Origin of the sequence: Pseudomonas fluorescens (assembly GCF_902497895.1) — a bacterium.
Lineage (GTDB): Bacteria > Pseudomonadota > Gammaproteobacteria > Pseudomonadales > Pseudomonadaceae > Aquipseudomonas > Aquipseudomonas fluorescens_BP.
Genome location: NZ_CABVHQ010000084.1, coordinates 1 through 21,747 on the forward strand (window position 1 = coordinate 1; position 21,747 = coordinate 21,747).

The window sequence follows — 21,747 nt, forward strand, 5'->3', positions numbered from 1 at the left end:
GCGGTGCACGCCCCCTCGAGAGGCCGAGCGCAGGTTCTGCGCAGTGGGCAACCCGGCATGGATGCCGGGTTAGCCGCCCCCGGCCATGGATGGCCGATGGCGGCGGGCCCACGGAGCAGGGCCGGAGCGAGGGCATGCCGAGCCTGAGCGAGGCATCGAACGAAAGGGGCAAGAGCCCTTGGTTACTTGGGGCTTTTCCAAGTGACCCACCGTAAAGGCGGAACCCTAAGTAGCCGTGACCGCAGCAACGGATATGTACACAGTCAACAAAATACGGGCAGGCCGGCTCTTGCTGCATCTCCCCCTCGCTACTCCTATGTGCGCCTGAAACCCCGAGCTTAAGTGAACAGCAGCGGGCCCGATCTCACTACCCGTGGTTATCGAGCGTACATGCCCCACCAGAAGACGTGACCGAGGATGGTGATCTGCTCCTCCTGGATTTCCAGAAAGCTGTAGTCCTCGTCCGGATGTTCGTCGCGATTGAAGCTGCGCAGACGGATCCCGGAAGGCAGGCGGTAAAGCTGTTTCACCCGCAACTGGCCGTTATGGTTGATTGCATAAAGGTCGCCATCGACGATATCGCCAATCCCGCACTTGCCGGCGTTGACCCCGACCGTAGCGCCGTCCCGGAGCACCGGCAGCATGCTGTTGCCGCGAACGGTCACGCATTTGGCCTGGTCGAACTGCACGCCATTGTGCCGCAGGCTGCGCTTGCCGAAGCGCAGGCTGGCCTTCTCGCTTTCCTCGATGACGAATCTTCCTGATCCAGCAGCCAATTCAACCTCGCGCAGAAAGGGGATCGACACCTCGTCATCATCGACGGGGGTATCGTCATCCCACAGGCTTATGTCCTTGAGTTCGGAGTGCGGCTCGTCACGCACCGCGCCTTTGGTCGGCGCAACATCCACGCGTCCGCGCAGTTGATCAGTGCTCACCCGGAAGTACTCGGCGATCCGCGAGATGTGCTTGTCCGAAGGATCGGCGATCTTGCCGCCGAGAATGCGCGAGAGGGTCGATTGCGGCACGCCGGTTCGACGGTGAAGCTCCGTGGGGGAGATCCCGTGGCGATCGAGCAGTGCTCTCAAGACGGTAGAAACGTTGCGTTTTTGCATAATGCGCATAGTGAGCGTTCTTTGCGCCGAGCACAAATGCTGATTTGCATAAATCATGCATAGACCTGCGCCAGGCGAGCGGAACCTTCATGCCTGCGGAGGGCGGACCGCCCGTGGTAACCTTGCGCCCATCGCGAAAAAGCCGGGCCAAGGGTCCCGATTTTGCCCCCCACTTTTGACGAATCTTTCTAAACCACTGATGAATAAAGCACTTTCAGACTTATCCAGCCACACGCCAATGATGCAGCAGTACTGGCGCCTGAAGAACCAGCACCCTGATCAGTTAATGTTCTACCGCATGGGTGACTTCTACGAGATCTTCTACGAAGACGCGAAGAAAGCCGCCAAGTTGCTGGACATCACCCTGACCGCGCGCGGGCAGTCGGCCGGTCAGGCGATTCCGATGTGCGGGATTCCTTACCACGCAGCAGAGGGCTATCTGGCGAAGCTGGTGAAGCTGGGCGAGTCGGTGGTGATCTGTGAGCAAGTCGGCGATCCGGCGACCAGTAAAGGCCCGGTGGACCGCCAGGTGGTGCGCATCATTACGCCTGGTACGGTCAGCGATGAAGCACTGCTCGACGAACGCCGGGACAATCTGATCGCCGCAGTGCTGGGTGACGAACGTCTGTTCGGCCTGGCCGTGCTGGACATCACCAGCGGCAACTTCACGGTTCTGGAAATCAAAGGCTGGGAAAACCTGCTGGCGGAGCTGGAGCGAGTCAACCCGGTCGAACTGATGATCCCGGACGACTGGCCAAAAGACCTGCCGGCCGAAAAGCGCCGCGGCGTACGCCGTCGTGCACCCTGGGATTTCGAACGGGATTCGGCGCTCAAAAGCCTCTGCCAGCAGTTCTCGACCCAAGACCTGAAAGGCTTCGGCTGCGAGAACCTGACCCTGGCCATCGGCGCTGCCGGCTGCCTGCTCAGCTACGCCAAGGAAACCCAGCGCACTGCCCTGCCGCACTTGCGCCGCCTGCGCCATGAACGCCTCGACGACACCGTGGTGCTGGACGGCGCCAGCCGGCGCAACCTGGAGCTGGACACCAACCTTGCCGGCGGCCGCGACAATACTCTGCAATCGGTGGTGGATCGTTGCCAGACCGCCATGGGCAGTCGTCTATTGACCCGCTGGTTGAATCGTCCGCTGCGTGACCTGCAGATCCTGCAGGCGCGGCAGACCTCGATCACCTGTCTACTGGATAACTATCGCTTCGAAAAGCTGCAACCGCAGCTCAAGGAAATCGGCGATATCGAACGAATCCTCGCCCGGATCGGCCTGCGCAACGCCCGACCACGGGATCTGGCGCGTCTGCGCGATGCGCTGGCGGCCTTGCCTGAACTGCAAGTAGCAATGACCGAGCTAGAGGCCCCTCACCTCAACCAATTGGCCACGACCACCAGCACTTACCCGGAACTGGCGGCGCTGCTGGCAAAAGCCATCATCGACAACCCGCCAGCGGTGATCCGTGACGGCGGCGTGTTGAAAACCGGCTACGACGCCGAACTGGATGACCTGCAATCGCTGAGCGAAAATGCCGGGCAGTTCCTCATTGATCTCGAAGCGCGGGAGAAGGCCCGCACCGGCCTGGCGAACCTCAAGGTCGGCTACAACCGTGTTCACGGTTACTTCATCGAGTTGCCGAGCAAGCAAGCTGAACAGGCACCCGCGGACTACATTCGCCGCCAGACCCTCAAAGGTGCCGAGCGTTTCATCACGCCGGAGCTGAAGGCTTTCGAAGACAAGGCGCTGTCGGCCAAGAGCCGCGCCCTGGCGCGGGAGAAGATGCTCTACGAAGCACTGCTCGAAGACCTGATAGCCCAATTGCCACCGCTGCAGGACACCGCCGCGGCATTGGCCGAACTGGACGTACTGAGCAACCTGGCTGAGCGTGCCCTGAACCTGGACCTGAACTGCCCACGCTTCATCAGCGAACCGTGCATGCGCATCACCCAGGGCCGTCACCCGGTGGTCGAGCAAGTGCTGACCACGCCGTTCGTGGCCAACGACTTGAGCCTGGATGACAACACCCGGATGCTGGTGATCACCGGTCCGAACATGGGTGGTAAATCCACCTACATGCGCCAGACCGCCTTGATCGTGTTGCTGGCGCACATCGGCAGCTTCGTGCCGGCCGCCAGCTGTGAGCTGTCCCTGGTGGACCGGATTTTTACCCGGATCGGCTCCAGCGATGACCTGGCCGGTGGACGTTCGACCTTTATGGTCGAGATGAGTGAAACCGCGAACATCCTGCACAACGCTACCGAACGCAGTCTGGTGCTGATGGACGAAGTCGGCCGCGGCACAAGCACCTTCGACGGTCTGTCCCTGGCCTGGGCTGCGGCCGAATGCCTCGCCCATTTGCGCGCCTACACGCTGTTTGCCACCCACTACTTCGAATTGACCGTACTGCCGGAAAACGAGCCACTGGTGGCCAACGTCCACCTCAATGCCACCGAGCACAACGAACGGATCGTCTTCCTGCACCACGTCCTGCCCGGCCCTGCCAGCCAGAGCTACGGCTTGGCGGTTGCACAGCTGGCCGGCGTGCCCACAGAGGTGATAGTGCGGGCTCGCGAGCACCTGAGCCGTCTGGAAACCAACAGCCTGCCCCATGAAGTGCCAAGTCCTACAAAGAGTAAGGCAACCGTCCCACAGCAAAGCGATATGTTCGCCAGCCTGCCGCATCCGGTGCTGGATGAGCTTGCCAAGCTTGATCTGGATGACTTGACTCCGCGCAGAGCGCTGGAAATGCTCTATACATTGAAGACACGGATCTAACGCATACCGTTGCAAGCTGTTAGAATCTCGCGCGGTTTGGGATGCTGCAGGCTATTAGCCTGGTCTGCAGACTATCGCTCCCGAACCTGGCGAACCCCGTCCTGTAGGGGCTCCGCTGCCGCCGCCTGAGGAGAGAACTAGAAATGACCTTCGTCGTCACCGACAACTGCATCAAGTGCAAGTACACCGACTGCGTAGAAGTCTGTCCGGTGGACTGCTTTTACGAAGGACCGAACTTCCTGGTGATTCACCCGGATGAGTGCATCGACTGCGCGCTTTGCGAGCCAGAATGCCCTGCAGTGGCCATTTTCTCCGAAGATGAAGTTCCGGAAGATATGCAACAATTCATTCAATTGAATGTTGAGCTGGCCGAAATCTGGCCCAACATCACCGAGAAGAAAGAATCGCTGCCGGATGCAGAAGAGTGGGATGGCGTGAAGGGCAAGCTCAAAGACCTCGAACGCTGATATATGCCGCGTGCTGGAAAAGGCCCCTTTGTGGGCCTTTTTGCTTTGTGGGGCTGGTGCCCAGAAGCAAGATCAAAAGATCGCAGCCTGCGGCAGCTCCTACGGACAGGCGAAAAAAAGGGGCGGTTTGACCCGCCCACATTTTTCCTTAGTCCCTGTATTCCTTTTCATCGTCCTGATGAATCGCTTCCTGCGATGTCCTTTAACCATCGTCCTTGATGGCTGTGCCTGTCCATTGACACAGCACTGATAGTAGAAGGTTCCCCGCCAAGAGCAATCACTGCGCCGGTGCCCGACACTACTCGAGCGTTCACCGCGGCTCTTAAAAAAACGCTTTCAAATCAAACCAATAAGAATAATCACCGACATCAATGGACGCCTACCTTCAGGCAAGGGCAGCGAACACTTACGAAAGAGTAGGCAAAAACCTACACCAACTGAAGGCTAAACCTGAAAGACCGAAAGGCCAGCGCCCTGCCATTCATTGATTTTGAGCATAATAAAAAGCCCCGAAAAATCGGGGCTTTTTATTATCGAGTGTTCAGCTTATTGGAACAGCGACTCACTCGACAGGCCGTTCTTCTCCAGGATTTCTCGAAGGCGTTTGAGGCCTTCGACCTGAATCTGCCTCACCCGCTCACGGGTCAGACCAATCTCCAGGCCTACGTCTTCCAGTGTGCTGCTCTCGTGACCGCGCAACCCGAAGCGGCGTATGACCACCTCACGCTGCTTGTCCGTCAGTTCCGAAAGCCACTGGTCAATGCTTTGTGACAGATCATCGTCCTGCAACAACTCGCAAGGGTCGGTTGGACGATCATCGGTCAAGGTGTCGAGCAGGGTTTTATCCGAATCCGGACCTAGCGAAACGTCGACCGAAGAAACCCGTTCGTTGAGGCCCAGCATGCGCTTGACCTCACCCACTGGTTTTTCCAGCAGGTTGGCGATTTCTTCAGGGGAAGGTTCATGATCGAGCTTTTGTGTCAGCTCACGTGCTGCCCGCAGGTAGACGTTGAGCTCTTTGACCACATGGATCGGCAACCGAATGGTTCGGGTCTGATTCATGATCGCGCGCTCGATGGTCTGACGAATCCACCAGGTTGCGTAGGTCGAAAAGCGGAAGCCGCGTTCCGGATCGAACTTTTCCACTGCACGGATCAAGCCGAGGTTGCCCTCTTCGATCAGGTCGAGCAGTGACAGGCCCCGATTGACGTAGCGTCGAGCGATTTTCACCACCAGCCGCAGGTTGCTCTCAATCATCCGTTTGCGCCCAGCCGGATCACCACTTTGCGATAAGCGCGCAAAATGAACTTCTTCTTCCGGGGAGAGCAATGGGGAAAAACCGATTTCATTGAGATACAACTGAGTCGCATCGAGCGCCCGGGTGTAATCGATGTACTTGTGTTGCTTTAGTGAAGCGGAGTGTTTGGATTTGGCGCGAACCGAGGGCGCAGCAGCCCCCTCATTCGAAGTCGTATCCGTAGCGACGCCGGCCCCCATAAGGAGAACCTCATCGTCGATGTCAAACTCCGGCACTTCTTTACTGAGAGCCATTGTTATAGTCCTTTGGTGAGTTCGACCTCAAGCTCGAGCGACGCCTTTATCCTTGGCAACGCTGGAGCCTGTTCCTCCTACGTGAGGGAACAGGCTGGTAACTGATCAACGACGTGGCAAGAATTGCAGCGGATCTACTGGTTTACCCTGGCGGCGAATCTCAAAGTGCAGTTTCACCCGGTCTGTGCCCGTTGACCCCATTTCGGCAATAGCCTGTCCGACTTTGACCTGCTGCCCCTCCCGAACCAACAGCCTACGGTTATGGCCGTAAGCACTGACGTAAGTATCGCTGTGTTTGATAATGACTAATTCGCCGTAGCCCCGCAAGCCACTCCCGGCGTATACAACCGTGCCATCAGACGCAGCTAAAACAGGCTGTCCCAAATCTCCGGCGATATCAATGCCTTTATTCAAACTTCCGTTTGAAGAGAATTTACCAATCAAAATACCGTTGGAAGGCCAGCCCCAGCCATCGGGCGCAGGCCCGGCAGGCGAGAGTGGCGGCGCTGCCGGCTTGCTCGCGACGCTGGTTGCAGTACCGACTGCAGTACCGGCGCCAGCACCTGCCGGACGGCGAAAGACCGTGGTTTTACTGGAAGAGGATGGTGTTGAATCGACCTTGGTCACCACCGCTGTCGGCGTTGAACCTGAGCGGCCGTCGAAGCGAATCGTCTGACCCGGGTGAATGGTGTAAGGCACTGGAATGTTGTTGCGAGCCGCCAAGGCCTTGTAGTCCCAGCCATAACGAAAGGCGATCGAGAACAACGTATCGCCGCGACGAACGACATACTGGCCAGTGGTCACGGCTGGCCGCTGGGCCGCCGCGTTATTGCGCTCGATCACCCCCACGCTACTTGAAGGTTTGCTGGAGCACGCAACCAGCATGGTACTCAAGACAAGGCCAATCACCAGTCGCTGAAAGCTTGTTATGTCCATACGCTGCGCAATGACTGTGAGACTCACCCGCCGCTCCCTATGTGGTGGCTGATAATAAAATTTGCCTGTTCAGGCCTGGAGTGTCGCCAGTATAACCGTCCGCCTGGGGTTTACCGCTGGCAAAGCCAATCCGGAGCAGCATACGGTCGTTGACTGACGCTCAATCGCGTTTATCCGAACAGTCCCGCTGTAAGACAAACGCGACCAAACAGAATTCATCGCTATTAAACAAATACTCAGGCCAATGGCCCATTGAGCAGGGGCACGAAGCGCACGGCGCCCAGTACATGCCGAGAGAAGCCCTGTTCTTCACGGATGATCAACATCAATTGTTGCACTTCACCCGCGCCGACCGGGATCACCAACCGCCCTCCGGGAGCCAGTTGATCAAGCAAGGCTTGAGGAACATCGGTAGCGACGGCGGTGACGATGATGCCGTTGTAGGGTGCCAGCGCCGGCCAGCCTTCCCAGCCATCGCCCCAGCGAAACACCACGTTGCGCAGCTTCAACTCCACCAGGCGTTCCTTGGCGCGATCCTGCAGCACCTTGATCCGCTCCACCGAAAACACCCGTTCAACCAGCTGTGCCAGGACCGCCGTCTGATAGCCGGACCCGGTGCCAATCTCTAAAACCTTGTCCAATGGCCCCGCCTCCAACAACAGCTCGCTCATGTGAGCCACCATATAGGGCTGGGAGATCGTCTGGTTATGGCCAATGGGCAACGCGGTGTCTTCATAGGCGCGGTGTGCCAACGCCTCATCGACGAACATATGACGCGGGGTACGGCGGATCACCTCCAGCACCTGGGTATTGGACACACCTTCATCGTACAGCCGCTGAATCAAGCGCTCACGGGTTCGTTGAGACGTCATACCGATACCTCGACGCATCAGGTCGTCTGGCTCACGCCGCATCAGTTCAACCCCTCGAGCCAGCCATCGAGACTACTGAAGGCATCGTTGAAGGTGCGATCGAGCTGCAACGGAGTGATCGAAACATAACCTTGCATGACCGCATGAAAGTCAGTGCCCGGACCGCCGTCTTCAGCGTCGCCTGCCGCTGCAATCCAGTAGCCGGCCTTGCCCCGCGGATCGACCATTTTCATCGGTGCCGCAGCACGGGCACGATGGCCCAGGCGGGTCAGCTGGATGCCACGAATGTGATCGAGGGGCAGATTGGGGATATTCACATTCAGCACCGTACGCGGCGGCAACTCCAGCTGGGCATGAGCCCCCACCAGCTTGCGCGCGAAGTACGCGGCGGTCGACAGGTTCTCGACCTGGCGCGACACCAACGAAAAGGCGAACGATGGCAGCTCGAGGAAACGCCCTTCCAGTGCGGCGGCGACGGTACCGGAATACAGCACGTCGTCGCCCAGGTTGGCACCCAGGTTGATCCCGGAAACCACCATGTCCGGTTGTTGCTCCAACAGGCCATTGAGGCCCAGGTGCACGCAATCGGTCGGCGTTCCGTTGATACTGATAAAACCGTTGGCCAGTGTTTGTGGATGCAACGGACGGTCGAGCGTCAGCGAACTGCTGGCGCCACTTTTGTCCTGCTCGGGGGCAATAACCACGCACTCGGTGTAATCCGCCAGCGCAGCATAAAGCGCGGCGAGACCGGGTGCTGTTACCCCATCGTCGTTAGAAATCAGAATACGCATGGGCTGTCCGTTTGCCCCACCGGCACCAGATCGACGAGTTCGCGCACCAATACGGTGGCGAAGCATCCGGCGGGCAGGACGAATTCCAGTTGCAGAATGTCAGGTTCGGGATAATGCCACGTCAACCCGCCAATGGGCAGCCGCAGGATCCGTCGCTCATGGCTCATTCCGGCATTGATCAACCAATCGCGCAGATCGGCTTCACGAGCGGCGATTTGCTGCTCCAGATCATGGACAGCGCCAGTCGCCGGCGAGTCACCTTCGCCCCACTGCGGGCCGGTCGGGTGCAGATCGAGGATCGCCAGGCGTGGATCGCTGCATTCAGCTTCACCCGCCGGAAAGAAACTGCGGCTGTCGGTAAAGGCCAGCAGATCGCCGACCTGGGCACGCTGCCAGGTGCCATCAGCGACACGCGCCGCCAACACCTGATTGAACAGAAAACTGCGGGCGGTGGAGAGCAACCGGGAACGAACGTTGCGCTGCTCCGGCAGGGCCTTGCGCGCGGCCCAATCACGAGCATCGACCAGGTTGCCGCCGTCATGCCCGAAGCGCTGGGCGCCGAAATAGTTGGGGATGCCTTGCCTGGCGATCACTTGCAGACGCTCTTCGATCGCCGTCTTGTCACCGGCGAACCGGGTCAGGCGCAAGGTGAACCCGTTGGCCGAGTGGGCACCGCGTTGCAGCTTGCGTTTGTGCCGGCCGGTCTTGAGGATTTTCAGCGTATCGTTTTGCGCCGCCGACAAATCAGGATCGGCCTTGCCCGGCAACTGCACGCTGAACCATTGACGAGTCAGCGCCTGACGGTCCTTGAGGCCCGCGTAACTGACGGTGCGCAATGGCACGCCCGCAGCCTTGGCAATCCGTCGGGCTGCTTCTTCAGTATTCAGACCGCGCTTTTCCACCCAGATCCACAGGTGTTCGCCCTCGCCGCTCAGGGGAATGTCGAGGACCTCGTCGACCTGGAAATCTTCCGCGGTCGCTTTCAGTACCGCGGTGCCGAGGGCTTGGCCATAGGCCCGCGGGCCGAGCAATTGCGCCTCGTTCATGAGCGCAGCAACAAGGCAACGGAATGCACGGCAATGCCTTCTTCGCGACCGACAAAGCCAAGCTTTTCGGTGGTGGTAGCTTTCACGTTCACTTGATCCAACTCAACTTGAAGATCCGCGGCAATCAGCGCGCGCATCGATTCGATATGCGAGGCCATTTTTGGCGCCTGGGCAACGATAGTGTTATCGACGTTGCCGACTTTCCAGCCCTTGGCGTGGATCAGTGCGACCACGTGGCGCAACAGCGCTCGGCTGTCGGCCCCTTTGAATTGCGGGTCGGTGTCCGGGAAGTGCTTGCCGATATCGCCCAGCGCGGCGGCGCCGAGCAAGGCATCGCTCAAGGCGTGCAGCAGGACGTCACCGTCGGAGTGGGCGAGCAGCCCGAAGCTGTGAGCAATCCGCACACCGCCCAGAGTAATGAAATCGCCTTCAGCGAAACGGTGCACATCATAGCCGTGGCCAATACGCATAAAAAAACGCCCCGATTTTTGTCAGGGCGTGATTCTACCTGCTTTGTCCTGCTTAGGGTCTGTTGACGTTTGGTGACGGTCGCCACCAAACGTCAACAGTCCCTAGGCGCCTAGAGCTTGCCCATGATGCTGCAAGTGATCGCCGATGAAGCTGGCGATGAAGAAATAGCTGTGATCGTAGCCAGGTTGCAGGCGCAATGTCAGCGGATGACCGGCCAGTTTGGCGGCCTGTTGCAAGGCTTCAGGCTTGAGCTGGGTGGCCAGGAAATCGTCGCGATCACCTTGGTCGACCAGCAGCGGTAGCTTCTCGTCAGCTTCGGCAATCAACGCGCAGGCATCCCACTCGCGCCACTTCGATCGGTCTTCCCCCAGGTAGCGGGAAAAGGCCTTCTGACCCCAAGGGCAATCCATGGGATTGTTGATCGGCGAGAACGCCGACACTGACTGATAACGCCCCGGATTGCGCAAGGCGCAAACCAGCGCGCCGTGGCCGCCCATGGAGTGACCGCTGATGCCGCGCTTGTCCGATGCCGGGAAATGCGCTTCGACCAATGCCGGCAATTCCTGCACCACGTAGTCATGCATCCGATAGTGCCGGGACCAGGGTTCCTGGGTGGCATTCAGATAAAACCCGGCGCCGAGGCCAAAATCCCAGGCGCCATCCGGATCACCCGGCACATCGGGACCGCGCGGGCTGGTGTCCGGCGCGACGATGATCAGCCCCAGCTCGGCGGCCATGCGCATGGCACCGGCCTTTTGCATGAAGTTCTCGTCGGTGCAGGTCAGACCGGACAACCAGTACAGCACCGGCAGTTGGCCGCCCTGCTCCGCTTGCGGCGGCAGGTACACGGCAAACACCATGTCGCAACCAAGCACGTCGGAGCGATGGCGATAGCGCTTATGCCAACCGCCAAAGCTTTTCTGGCAGGAGATATTTTCCAGACTCATAACAAACTCCCCACTGGAAGCCCAAACCTCAAACGCCAGGCCGATGCGATCTGCTTGCCGCTTGAAGCTTGAAACTTGCAGCTGCTCCTCAGAAATGGATGACGGAACGGATGCTTTTGCCTTCGTGCATCAGGTCGAATGCCTTATTGATATTTTCCAGGCCCATGGTGTGGGTGATGAAGGTATCCAGCGGAATTTCGCCGGTTTGCGCCATCTCGACATAGCTCGGCAACTCGGTACGACCACGCACGCCACCGAAGGCCGAACCGCGCCAGACGCGACCGGTGACCAGCTGGAATGGACGGGTGGAGATTTCCTGGCCAGCGCCGGCAACGCCAATGATGACCGACTCGCCCCAGCCCTTGTGGCAGCACTCAAGCGCAGCACGCATCAGCTGAACGTTGCCGATGCACTCGAAGGAGTAATCCACCCCGCCATCGGTCATGTCGACAATGACGTCCTGGATCGGACGATCGAAGTCTTTCGGGTTCACGCAATCGGTTGCACCCAACTGTTTGGCGATCTCGAACTTGGCCGGATTGATGTCGATGGCGATGATCCGCCCGGCCTTGGCTTTGACCGCCCCGATCACCGCCGACAGGCCGATGCCGCCGAGGCCGAAGATCGCTACGGTGTCACCCGGCTTGACCTTGGCGGTGTTGATCACCGCACCGATCCCGGTAGTGACGCCACAACCCAGCAGACAGACTTTTTCCAGCGGCGCTTCCTTGGGAATCTTCGCCACCGAGATTTCTGGCAATACGGTGTATTCGGAGAAGGTCGAGGTGCCCATGTAATGGAAAATCGGCTGGCCTTTGTAGGAGAAGCGCGAGGTGCCATCAGGCATCAAGCCTTTGCCCTGGGTCGCACGAATCGCCTGGCAGAGGTTGGTCTTGCCCGACAGGCAGAATTTGCACTTGCCGCACTCAGGGGTGTAGAGCGGGATCACGTGGTCGCCGACGGCGACGGAGGTTACGCCCTCGCCGATCGCTTCGACCACCGCACCCCCTTCGTGACCCAGAATCGACGGGAAGATACCTTCCGGGTCGGCGCCGGACAAGGTGTAGGCGTCAGTGTGGCAAACACCGGAGGCAACCACCCGCAGCAGGACTTCACCGGCCTTGGGCATGGCGACATCGACCTCAACGATCTCGAGGGGTTTCCTGGCCTCGAAGGCAACGGCGGCGCGCGACTTGATCATGCTGACTCTCCAGTGAATAAAAACAAGACAGGGAGTGTAATACAGCCTCTTACGATGAATAATCGGGACAAATGCAAAATATTATTGCTGTACAGGGATAATCCACAATGTCCGAGAACCGCTGGGAAGGCATCGACGAGTTCGTCGCCGTGGCCGAATGCAGCCAGTTCACCGCCGCCGCTGAACGCCTTGGCGTTTCGTCGTCGCACATCAGCCGACAAATTGTGCGCCTGGAAGAGCGTCTGCAAACCCGCTTGCTTTATCGCAGCACACGCAGGGTGACGCTGACCGAGGCCGGGCAGACGTTCCTGCAGCACTGCCAGCGATTGCAGGACGGTCGGGAAGAAGCCTTGCGCGCGGTCAGTGACTTGACCAGCGAACCCAAAGGCATGCTGCGCATGACCTGTGCCGTGGCCTATGGCGAGCGCTTTATCGTGCCGCTGGTAACCCGCTTCATGGGGCTTTATCCACAGCTGCGGGTGGATATCGAACTGAGCAACCGCCCACTCGACCTGGTCCATGAAAGCCTGGACCTGGCGATTCGCCTGGGCCGCCTGCAAGACTCGCGACTGGTGGCGGCGCGCCTGGCCCCACGACGTATGTACCTGTGCGCATCGCCCTCCTATCTCGAGCGTTATGGCCGGCCCCACAGCCTGTCCGAACTGAGTCGGCATAACTGCCTGATCGGCAGTTCGGATATCTGGCAACTGGAACAGAACGGGCGGGAATTTTCCCAGCGAGTACAGGGCAACTGGCGCTGCAACAGTGGGCAAGCGGTGCTGGATGCGGCGCTGCAAGGGGTTGGGTTGTGTCAGTTGCCGGACTATTACGTGCTGGAACACCTGAAAAACGGCGAATTGATTTCACTGCTGGAAGCCCACCAACCACCGAACACAGCGGTTTGGGCGCTTTACCCGCAGCAGCGGCATCTGTCGCCGAAGGTACGCAAGCTGGTGGATTATCTGAAGGAGGGGTTGGCCAAGAGGCCGGAGTATCGCGACCAGGGTCGGCCGGTTTCAGTCAATGAATGATCGATTACCTGCCCTATCGCCATCGCGAGCAAGCTCGCTCCCACAGGGATCATGGTGAACATAGAAAAAGTGGGCAACGCCAAACAAATGTGGGAGCGAGCTTGCTCGCGATAGCGGTTGAAGCACAAACGAGCAACTCAGCGGCGGTTCGCCCAACGTTGGCGCAGCCATTCGAGGTCTTCAGGGCGGGTGACCTTGATGTTGTCTGCGCGACCTTCGATCAAGCGTGGCGCCAGGCCGGCCCACTCCATAGCCGAGGCTTCATCAGTGATGACAGCGTCCGCCACCAGACTGTCGGCCAAGGCCCGATGCAACGCGCCGAGGCGAAACATCTGCGGTGTATAGGCTTGCCAGATCAAGCTGCGATCAACGGTTTCCAACACACGGCCCTGCTTATCGACGCGTTTGAGGGTGTCGCGGGCGGGAACCGCCAGCAAACCGCCGACGGGGTCGTCCGCCAGTTCAGTCAACAATTTGTCCAGATCGTCACGTGCCAGATTCGGCCGCGCCGCATCATGGACCAGTACCCAGGCCTCATCGTCAGCGCCTTGAGCATGCAAATGCAGCAACGCATTGAGCACCGACCCCGAACGCTCGGAGCCGCCCTCAACCCGCTGAATGCGCGGATCGGAGGCACACGCCAGATTCGGCCAGTAAGGATCATCAACAGCAAGACTGACCACCACCCCCTTCAGGGAAGGATGATCAAGGAAACAGCCGAGGCTGTGTTCGAGAATAGTGCGCCCGCCCAATTGCAGATATTGCTTGGGACGGTCCGCGGCCATACGGGCACCGACACCCGCGGCAGGAATAATGGCCCAGAAGGCCGGTAGCGGCTGAATCATTGGGCCAACTGGAAGAGGGTTTCGCCCTCCTTGACCATGCCCAACTCATGGCGAGCCCGTTCTTCAACGGTCTCCATGCCCTTTTTCAGTTCCATGACTTCAGCGTCGAGCACGCGGTTGCGCTCCAGCAACACATCGTTTTCGGCATGTTGATCCGCAATTTGCTGAGTCAGGTCAGCCACCTGCGCCAGACTGCCATTTCCCACCCACAGGCGGTACTGCAGGCCAGCCAGCAGCAAGAGCAAGACGAGGAACAACCAATTGGGACTGCGCATCGAATATCGGGTTTCCAGTGAAAAAAGACAGCCATGCCAACAACTTTGAAGCGACTGATAGCACGAAGCCTGGAAGAACCAGGCTTGTGCTTGATAAGGCATCAGATTAGTGGCAATTCCATCACCGTAGCGATTTTTCCGACACAATCCGCTGTCTTTTTACCATCTACCACTTAGCCGCGGAACTCGCTGCGGCCGTTGTATTTGGCTTTGCCATTCAACTGCTCTTCGATACGCAGCAGTTGGTTGTACTTGGAAACGCGGTCGGAACGGCACAGCGAACCCGTCTTGATCTGGCCAGCCGCAGTACCCACGGCCAGGTCGGCAATGGTCGAATCTTCGGTTTCGCCGGAGCGGTGCGAGATCACCGCGGTATAACCAGCGGCCTTGGCCATCTGGATGGCTTCCAGGGTTTCGGTCAGGGTGCCGATCTGGTTGAACTTGATCAGGATCGAGTTGGCGATCTTTTTATCGATGCCTTCTTTGAGGATCTTGGTGTTGGTCACGAACAGGTCGTCGCCTACCAACTGGACCTTCTCGCCGATCTTGTCGGTGAGGATTTTCCAGCCAGCCCAGTCGGACTCGTCCAGACCGTCTTCGATCGAGATGATCGGGTAACGCTCGCTCAGACCTTTCAGGTAGTCGGCGAAACCCTCAGCGGTGAACACCTGGCCTTCGCCAGACAGGTTGTACTGACCGTCTTCGTAGAATTCGCTGGCGGCGCAGTCCAGAGCCAGGGTCACGTCGGTGCCCAGTTTGTAACCGGCGTTGGCCACGGCTTCGGAGATCACTTTCAACGCGTCTTCGTTAGAAGCCAGGTTTGGCGCGAAACCACCTTCGTCACCGACGGCAGTGCTCAGGCCACGGGCCTTCAGCACGGCTTTGAGGTGATGGAAAATCTCGGTGCCCATGCGCAACGCTTCGGAGAATGTCTTGGCCCCAACCGGCTGAACCATGAACTCCTGGATGTCGACGTTGTTATCGGCGTGCTCGCCACCGTTGATGATGTTCATCATCGGCACCGGCATCGAGTAGACACCCGGAGTGCCGTTGAGGTTGGCGATGTGTGCGTACAGCGGCAGGTCCTGGTCGTGGGCTGCGGCCTTGGCCGCGGCCAGGGAAACGGCGAGAATTGCGTTGGCGCCCAGGGTTGCCTTGTTCTCGGTACCGTCCAGCGCGATCATCGCGCGGTCCAGAGCCTGCTGGTCAACCGGGTCTTTACCCAGCAACAGGTCGCGGATCGGACCGTTGATGTTGGCTACTGCCTTGAGCACGCCCTTACCCAGATAACGGCTCTTGTCGCCATCACGCAGCTCGAGTGCTTCACGCGAGCCAGTGGAAGCACCGGATGGCGCGCAAGCACTGCCGATGATGCCGTTATCGAGCAGCACGTCCGCTTCGACGGTGGGATTGCCACGGGAGTCGAGAACTTCACGACCTTTGATGTCGACGATTTTTGCCATTGTTGTAAACACTCCAAAGTTGACGAAAACGACGCAGCTGAAGGAAATCTTTTATCGGCGGCAAGTGTTGGACAGTGGACAGACTTGCGGACGATAAGGCTCAGGCCCGAGGGTCTGAGCAATAATCGTGGGGTACTTTACCGGAGAAATCAGAGTTACGCGGTTTCTACCGTCGGAAAACTCTTCACCAGTTCATCCAGAGCCTTGAGCTGAGCCAGGAATGGCTCCAGCTTGTCCAGACGCAAGGCGCAAGGGCCGTCGCATTTGGCGTTGTCCGGATCCGGATGCGCTTCGAGGAACAGGCCGGCCAGCGATTGGCTGATGCCGGCCTTGGCCAGGTCAGTGACCTGGGCGCGACGACCGCCGGCGGAATCGGAGCGACCACCCGGCATTTGCAGCGCGTGGGTCACGTCGAAGAATACCGGGTATTCGAACTGCTTCATGATGCCGAAACCGAGCATGTCCACAACCAGGTTGTTGTAGCCGAAACTCGAACCACGCTCGCAGAGGATCAACTGATCGTTACCCGCTTCTACGCACTTGCTCAGGATGTGTTTCATTTCATGAGGGGCGAGGAACTGGGCTTTCTTGATGTTGATCACCGCGCCGGTCTTGGCCATGGCCACCACCAGATCGGTCTGGCGCGACAGGAAGGCCGGCAACTGGATGATGTCGCAGACCTCGGCGACCACAGCAGCCTGTTCAGGCTCGTGGACGTCGGTAATGATCGGCACGCCGAACGCCTGCTTGATGTCCTGGAAAATCCGCATGCCCTCTTCCAGGCCTGGGCCACGGTAAGAGGTCACGGACGAACGATTGGCCTTGTCGAAGCTGGCCTTGAAGACGTAAGGGATACCGAGTTTCTCGGTGACCTTCACGTACTCTTCGCAGACCTGCATGGCCATGTCGCGGCTTTCCAGCACATTCATGCCACCGAACAGCACCATCGGCTTATCGTTGGCGATCTCGATGTTGCCTACGCGGATGATTTTCTGTGCCATGGGATCAAGCCTTCTTCTGATGTTGGGTCAAAGCTGCCTTGACGAAACCAGTGAACAACGGATGGCCGTCGCGCGGAGTCGAGGTGAACTCAGGGTGGAACTGGCAAGCGACGAACCATGGATGATCCGGTGCTTCAACCACTTCGACCAGGGCGCCATCACCGGAACGACCGGAGATTTTCAGACCGGCTTCGATCAGGCTCGGCAGCAGCTTGTTGTTCACTTCATAACGATGACGATGACGCTCGACGATGACGTCCTTGGCATAGCAATCGTGAACCAGGGATCCGGTTTCGAGCAGACAATCCTGCGCACCCAGACGCATGGTGCCACCCAGGTCGGAGGCTTCGGTACGGGTTTCGACCGCGCCGGTGGCGTCTTCCCACTCGGTGATCAGGCCGACCACCGGGTGAGCGCTGTTGCGATCGAACTCGGTGGAGTTGGCATCTTTCCAGCCCAGCACATTACGCGCGAACTCGATCACCGCCACTTGCATCCCCAGGCAGATGCCCAGGTATGGAATCTTGTTTTCGCGAGCGAACTGGACGGCGGTAATCTTGCCTTCCACGCCACGCAGACCGAAGCCGCCCGGAACCAGGATCGCATCGACGCCTTCGAGCAGCGCAGTACCCTGGTTCTCGATGTCTTCGGAATCGATGTAACGCAGATTGACCTTGGTGCGGTTGCTGATGCCGGCGTGACTCATCGCTTCGATCAGCGACTTGTAGGCGTCCAGCAGCTCCATGTACTTGCCGACCATGGCGATGGTGACTTCGTGCTCCGGATTGAGCTTGGCGTCGACCACGGCTTCCCACTCGGACAGATCGGCACCGTTGCATTCCAGGCCGAAACGCTCGACGACGAAATCATCCAGGCCCTGGGAATGCAGGATGCCCGGAATCTTGTAGATGGTGTCGGCGTCTTCCAGCGCGATGACCGCACGTTCTTCAACGTTGGTGAACTGCGCGATCTTGCGACGCGAGGCGATGTCGATCGGGTGGTCGGAACGGCACACCAGCACGTCAGGCTGCAGGCCGATGGAACGCAGTTCCTTGACCGAGTGCTGAGTTGGCTTGGTTTTGGTTTCACCGGCGGTGGCGATGTACGGCACCAGCGTCAGGTGCATCAGCATCGCGCGCTTGGCGCCGACTTCGAAACGCAATTGACGAATCGCTTCGAGGAACGGCTGCGACTCGATGTCACCCACGGTGCCACCGATCTCGACCATGGCCACGTCGGCATCGCCGGCGCCCTTGATGATCCGGCGCTTGATCTCGTCGGTGATGTGCGGAATCACCTGGATGGTTGCGCCCAGGTAATCACCACGGCGCTCCTTGCGCAGGACGTGTTCGTAGACACGGCCGGTGGTGAAGTTGTTGTTCTGGGTCATGGTCGTGCGGATGAACCGCTCGTAGTGGCCCAGGTCCAGGTCGGTCTCGGCGCCGTCGTGGGTGACGAACACTTCACCGTGCTGGAACGGGCTCATGGTGCCCGGGTCAACGTTGATGTAGGGGTCCAGCTTGAGCATGGTGACCTTAAGTCCCCGCGCCTCCAGGATGGCCGCCAATGAAGCGGAGGCAATGCCTTTCCCCAATGAAGAAACAACACCGCCCGTGACGAATATGTAGCGCGTCATGAAAAACCCTAGAAGTCTGCGTTAAAGCGGTCCGAGCCGCCGGGGAAAGCGAAGGAAGGCCGAAGCCCCCGATCACCTGCATTAATCACAGTGCATCTTTCAAAAAAACCGCCGCGTTGGGACAGACCGGCAGATGAAACACCGGTACGTTGCTCGCTACACATTTTTTGGAATCGCCCAGCAAAGACTGCTTGGTAATCGGCAACTGCTGCAATTCTGGTGAATCCACAGAAGTTGTATCAAGAAGGGAGCGTAGTCTACCGGAAAGCCCCTTTCAGCTCAAACCTTGATCGCTCGTCGGTAACTGCCAATGCAATTGCCAGCATTCATCGGCACTTGCATCCAGTCCGGGAAGGTTTGCCACCGCCAGTAATTGCTCGTCACGGTACAGCAGCGGCAATCTGCCACGGGCAAATAGCGGCAAGCCGCTTTCGTTGAGCAAGCGCTTCAGGTCCCGATGACCACGCCCAGGCAGCTGCATGACTTCGCCGCCCTGGCGGTAGCGAACCTGCAAGGGACCGTCGGGGATCCCGCCACTGAGGCGCAACTGACCGTTACCGGGTAACTGCAGCGGCGCTGCAGGGTCGGCCCAGACGGGTGCCGGCTCTACCGCTTGCAACCAACCACCGGACAACCACCAGACTCGCCCGCCGGCCCGATGCAGCTCGCCGTCGGCCAGACGCCAGACCGGTCGCGCATCGCCGGTTGCGTCGCGCAAGGTCTGCCAACCGCTCCAGTGGTCGCTGTCGGGCAAACGGCTCAGCGCTGCCAGCCAATGACTCAGGGCATTGCGCTGGCGCGCCAGCGAGAGCTTCTCCAGAGGCGCCACAGCCAGTGAAGGCAACCCCAGCCAAGCGAACTCGCTGAGCGTCGCGGCCTCGCGCAGATCCATTTCAGCCAGCTCGTCAAGCAAGCCCTGCGCCTCGCTCAGATGCGCAGCACTGCGGGCAATGGTCACCACCGCCTGTGGCCAGCGTTCGGTCAGCACCGGGAACAGCTGATGACGCAGATAATTGCGCGAATACCGCCGATCGTCATTGGAGGGATCCTCGATCCAGCTCAACTGCTGTTCGACGGCATAGGCCTGCAACTCGGCTCGCGACATATCGAGCAATGGCCGCAGCAGATGCCCTGTGCCCAACGGACGTTGTTGCGGCATCGCCGCCAGCCCTCTCACCCCTGCCCCACGCAGCAGGCGAAACAGCAGGGTTTCCGCCTGATCATCACGGTGCTGGGCGGTCAGCAGTACTTCATTGGGCCCGGTTGCCGCGATGAAGGCGCCATACCGCGCATCCCGGGCGGCACGCTCAAGACTGGCGCCGGGCCGGACTTGGACGCGAACCACCTGCAGCGGCACGCCCAAGGCCTCACAGACCGACTGACAATGCTCCGGCCACGCCTCGGCCACAGCCTGAAGGCCATGATGGACATGGATCGCAGAGAGCGTTGGCAGGGATTCGGTTTTCGCAAGGTGCGCGAGCAGGTGCAGCAGGACGGTGGAGTCGAGGCCGCCGGAGAAGGCGATGCGCCAGGTTGCAGCGTTGCGCCAGGGGGCCAGATTCAGGAGAAGCCTGGCTGGCAGATCATTGTTCATGCTCGAGTGGACAGCCATTTGAATCACCTTTGCCCACGAGATTGCCAAGATCGCAGCCTGCGGCAGCTCCTACGCCGATTATCGGGTACATCCGAATCCGTAGGAGCTGCCGAAGGCTGCGATCTTTTAAAGACAACCTCGGGCAAAAAGTCAGCCGCGAATCAGAGACCGTAGCTCATCAGACGCTCGTAACGACGGGCCAGCAGCGCTTCGGTATCGAACTTCTTCAGCATCGCCAGCTGCGAGCTGAGCTCGGCACGGATCGAAGCAGCCGCAGCGGCCGGATTACGGTGCGCGCCGCCCAGTGGTTCGCTGATGACCTTGTCGACGATGCCCAGGCCTTTCAGGCGCTCGGCAGTGATGCCCATGGCTTCGGCGGCATCCGGGGCCTTTTCGGCGGTCTTCCACAGAATCGAGGCACAGCCTTCCGGCGAGATCACCGCGTAGGTCGAGTACTGCAGCATGTTCAGTTGATCGCAGACACCGATCGCCAACGCACCGCCGGAACCACCCTCACCGATCACGGTAGCGATGATTGGGGTTTTCAGGCGCGCCATGACCCGCAGGTTCCAGGCAATCGCTTCGCTCTGGTTACGCTCTTCGGCGTCGATACCCGGGTAAGCCCCTGGCGTATCGATGAAGGTCAGGATCGGCATCTTGAAACGCTCGGCCATTTCCATCAGGCGGCAAGCCTTGCGATAGCCTTCCGGACGAGGCATACCGAAGTTGCGACGAACTTTCTCGCGCACTTCGCGGCCTTTCTGGTGACCGATGATCATCACCGGCTGATCGTCCAGACGAGCAACGCCACCGACAATGGCAGCGTCGTCGGAAAAGTGCCGATCACCGTGCAGTTCATCGAACTCGGTGAAGATGTGATCGATGTAATCCAGGGTGTACGGGCGACGCGGGTGGCGGGCCAGGCGCGCAATCTGCCAGCTGGTCAACTTGCCGAAGATGTCTTCGGTGAGCGTGCTGCTCTTGTCTTGCAGACGAGAGATTTCATCGCCGATATTCAGCGAATTGTCATTACCGACCAAGCGCAACTCTTCGATTTTGGCTTGCAGGTCGGCGATCGGCTGTTCGAAATCAAGAAAATTCGGGTTCATAGGCGTCCGTCTTGGGTCGACGTCCAAGGGAGCTTGGGCCGGCCGGTTGTCTATTCGCGCCCTACCTTAAGGGACAGGCGCGTTCAGGTCGAGATTAAAAATCCTGGTCGAGATCAGGGCGCGCTCATTAATGGCAAAGAACGGCACCTGACCGTCAACGGTATTGGAGGAAGACGTTGTCTCGCCCGAACTGGTCACGCAGGGCTTGAATCAAGCTGTCTGCCGGGTCAATTCGCCAGGTCTCGCCAAACTGCAGCAAGGCCTTGGCGTCCTGGCCGGTGTACTCCATGGTAATCGGGCAGGCTCCACGATGACGCTTGAACAACTCGCCCAGCCAGCGCAGCCGGTCCCCTTTCAGGGCTTCGGTGCCGACCTTCAAACGCAGGCTTTCGGCCAGATTGGTGCGAGCGTCTTCCATGCTCATCACCCGCTTGACCCGCAGGCGCAGGCCACCGGAGAAGTCGTCGTTGCTGACCTCGCCTTCGACCACCACCATCGCATCGGTCTGCAACAGCGACTGTGCCGAGTGGAACGCCTCGGCAAACAGCGATGCCTCGATCCGCGCCGAGCGGTCGTCGAGGGTGATGAAGCCCATCTTGTCGCCCTTTTTGTTCTTCATC

General features: G+C 59.3%; 20 protein-coding genes. 3 read left to right on the forward strand and 17 right to left on the reverse strand.

Annotated features, from left to right (window positions below):
• Nucleotides 1–377 precede the first annotated feature (377 nt).
• A complete protein-coding gene (locus F8N21_RS27060; protein ID WP_150645045.1) occupies nucleotides 378–1,121 on the reverse strand; it encodes an XRE family transcriptional regulator in 744 nt (247 codons plus the stop codon).
• 190 nt (nucleotides 1,122–1,311) lie between these two features.
• Here F8N21_RS27060 and mutS point away from each other — a divergent pair, with 190 nt between their 5' ends.
• Together mutS and fdxA are read left to right on the forward strand one after the other, a co-directional pair.
• The gene (gene mutS / locus F8N21_RS27065; protein WP_150645046.1) at nucleotides 1,312–3,891 is read left to right on the forward strand and encodes a DNA mismatch repair protein MutS; all 2,580 of its coding nucleotides are present in this window, start codon (nucleotides 1,312–1,314) and stop codon (nucleotides 3,889–3,891) included.
• Between the two features lie 143 nt (nucleotides 3,892–4,034).
• Entirely contained in the window at nucleotides 4,035–4,358 is a 324-nt protein-coding gene (gene fdxA, locus F8N21_RS27070; RefSeq protein ID WP_150645047.1) for a ferredoxin FdxA, read from the forward strand.
• 546 nt (nucleotides 4,359–4,904) lie between these two features.
• Here the strand turns inward: fdxA and rpoS are convergent.
• The 8 genes from rpoS to F8N21_RS27110 all read right to left on the reverse strand — a co-directional run bounded on the left by rpoS (nucleotide 4,905) and on the right by F8N21_RS27110 (nucleotide 12,173).
• A complete protein-coding gene (rpoS, locus tag F8N21_RS27075; RefSeq protein ID WP_150645048.1) occupies nucleotides 4,905–5,909 on the reverse strand; it encodes an RNA polymerase sigma factor RpoS in 1,005 nt (334 codons plus the stop codon).
• Nucleotides 5,910–6,014: 105 nt separating this feature from the next.
• Nucleotides 6,015–6,872, reverse strand: a complete 858-nt coding sequence (locus tag F8N21_RS27080; RefSeq protein WP_150645049.1) for a peptidoglycan DD-metalloendopeptidase family protein — start codon at nucleotides 6,870–6,872, stop codon at nucleotides 6,015–6,017.
• A 209-nt stretch (nucleotides 6,873–7,081) separates the two neighbouring features.
• Nucleotides 7,082–7,717 (reverse strand): protein-L-isoaspartate(D-aspartate) O-methyltransferase, encoded by a 636-nt coding sequence (locus F8N21_RS27085; RefSeq protein WP_191624415.1) that lies wholly within the window; start codon nucleotides 7,715–7,717, stop codon nucleotides 7,082–7,084.
• Between the two features lie 41 nt (nucleotides 7,718–7,758).
• Nucleotides 7,759–8,508: a 5'/3'-nucleotidase SurE gene (gene surE, locus F8N21_RS27090; RefSeq protein WP_150645051.1), complete on the reverse strand. Its 750-nt coding sequence runs from the start codon at nucleotides 8,506–8,508 to the stop codon at nucleotides 7,759–7,761.
• On the reverse strand, nucleotides 8,496–9,554 hold the full coding sequence (gene truD, locus F8N21_RS27095) for a tRNA pseudouridine(13) synthase TruD (protein WP_150645052.1): 1,059 nt from the start codon (nucleotides 9,552–9,554) through the stop codon (nucleotides 8,496–8,498). The genes surE and truD overlap by 13 nt, the downstream gene beginning before the upstream one ends.
• The gene (ispF, locus tag F8N21_RS27100) at nucleotides 9,551–10,024 is read right to left on the reverse strand and encodes a 2-C-methyl-D-erythritol 2,4-cyclodiphosphate synthase (protein ID WP_150645053.1); all 474 of its coding nucleotides are present in this window, start codon (nucleotides 10,022–10,024) and stop codon (nucleotides 9,551–9,553) included. Before ispF ends, truD begins: the two co-directional genes overlap by 4 nt.
• Nucleotides 10,025–10,126: 102 nt before the next feature.
• Complete coding sequence (fghA, locus tag F8N21_RS27105) at nucleotides 10,127–10,972, reverse strand: S-formylglutathione hydrolase (protein ID WP_150645054.1); 846 nt, start codon at nucleotides 10,970–10,972, stop codon at nucleotides 10,127–10,129.
• 88 nt (nucleotides 10,973–11,060) lie between these two features.
• Nucleotides 11,061–12,173 (reverse strand): S-(hydroxymethyl)glutathione dehydrogenase/class III alcohol dehydrogenase, encoded by a 1,113-nt coding sequence (locus F8N21_RS27110; RefSeq protein ID WP_150645055.1) that lies wholly within the window; start codon nucleotides 12,171–12,173, stop codon nucleotides 11,061–11,063.
• Between the two features lie 107 nt (nucleotides 12,174–12,280).
• On the opposite strand from F8N21_RS27110, the gene F8N21_RS27115 reads away from it, so the two are divergent.
• Nucleotides 12,281–13,204, forward strand: a complete 924-nt coding sequence (locus F8N21_RS27115) for a LysR substrate-binding domain-containing protein (protein ID WP_150645056.1) — start codon at nucleotides 12,281–12,283, stop codon at nucleotides 13,202–13,204.
• Nucleotides 13,205–13,341: 137 nt separating this feature from the next.
• Here F8N21_RS27115 and ispD read toward each other — a convergent pair whose 3' ends face one another.
• From ispD to F8N21_RS27155, 8 genes are all read right to left on the reverse strand, one after another.
• Nucleotides 13,342–14,049, reverse strand: coding sequence for a 2-C-methyl-D-erythritol 4-phosphate cytidylyltransferase (gene ispD, locus F8N21_RS27120; RefSeq protein WP_150645057.1), 708 nt, complete (start codon nucleotides 14,047–14,049; stop codon nucleotides 13,342–13,344).
• Nucleotides 14,046–14,324, reverse strand: a complete 279-nt coding sequence (gene ftsB / locus F8N21_RS27125; protein WP_150645058.1) for a cell division protein FtsB — start codon at nucleotides 14,322–14,324, stop codon at nucleotides 14,046–14,048. The genes ispD and ftsB overlap by 4 nt, the downstream gene beginning before the upstream one ends.
• 173 nt (nucleotides 14,325–14,497) lie before the next feature.
• Nucleotides 14,498–15,787, reverse strand: coding sequence for a phosphopyruvate hydratase (eno, locus tag F8N21_RS27130; protein WP_150645059.1), 1,290 nt, complete (start codon nucleotides 15,785–15,787; stop codon nucleotides 14,498–14,500).
• 155 nt (nucleotides 15,788–15,942) lie between these two features.
• On the reverse strand, nucleotides 15,943–16,788 hold the full coding sequence (gene kdsA / locus F8N21_RS27135; RefSeq protein ID WP_150645060.1) for a 3-deoxy-8-phosphooctulonate synthase: 846 nt from the start codon (nucleotides 16,786–16,788) through the stop codon (nucleotides 15,943–15,945).
• A gap of 4 nt (nucleotides 16,789–16,792) precedes the next feature.
• Nucleotides 16,793–18,424, reverse strand: coding sequence for a CTP synthase (locus F8N21_RS27140; protein WP_150645061.1), 1,632 nt, complete (start codon nucleotides 18,422–18,424; stop codon nucleotides 16,793–16,795).
• Between the two features lie 274 nt (nucleotides 18,425–18,698).
• Nucleotides 18,699–20,036, reverse strand: a complete 1,338-nt coding sequence (gene tilS, locus F8N21_RS27145; RefSeq protein ID WP_150645062.1) for a tRNA lysidine(34) synthetase TilS — start codon at nucleotides 20,034–20,036, stop codon at nucleotides 18,699–18,701.
• A gap of 143 nt (nucleotides 20,037–20,179) precedes the next feature.
• Nucleotides 20,180–21,127, reverse strand: a complete 948-nt coding sequence (locus tag F8N21_RS27150) for an acetyl-CoA carboxylase carboxyltransferase subunit alpha (RefSeq protein ID WP_150644523.1) — start codon at nucleotides 21,125–21,127, stop codon at nucleotides 20,180–20,182.
• Between the two features lie 154 nt (nucleotides 21,128–21,281).
• The coding region (locus F8N21_RS27155; RefSeq protein ID WP_263597316.1) for an OB-fold nucleic acid binding domain-containing protein at nucleotides 21,282–21,747 on the reverse strand (466 nt) is incomplete at its 5' end.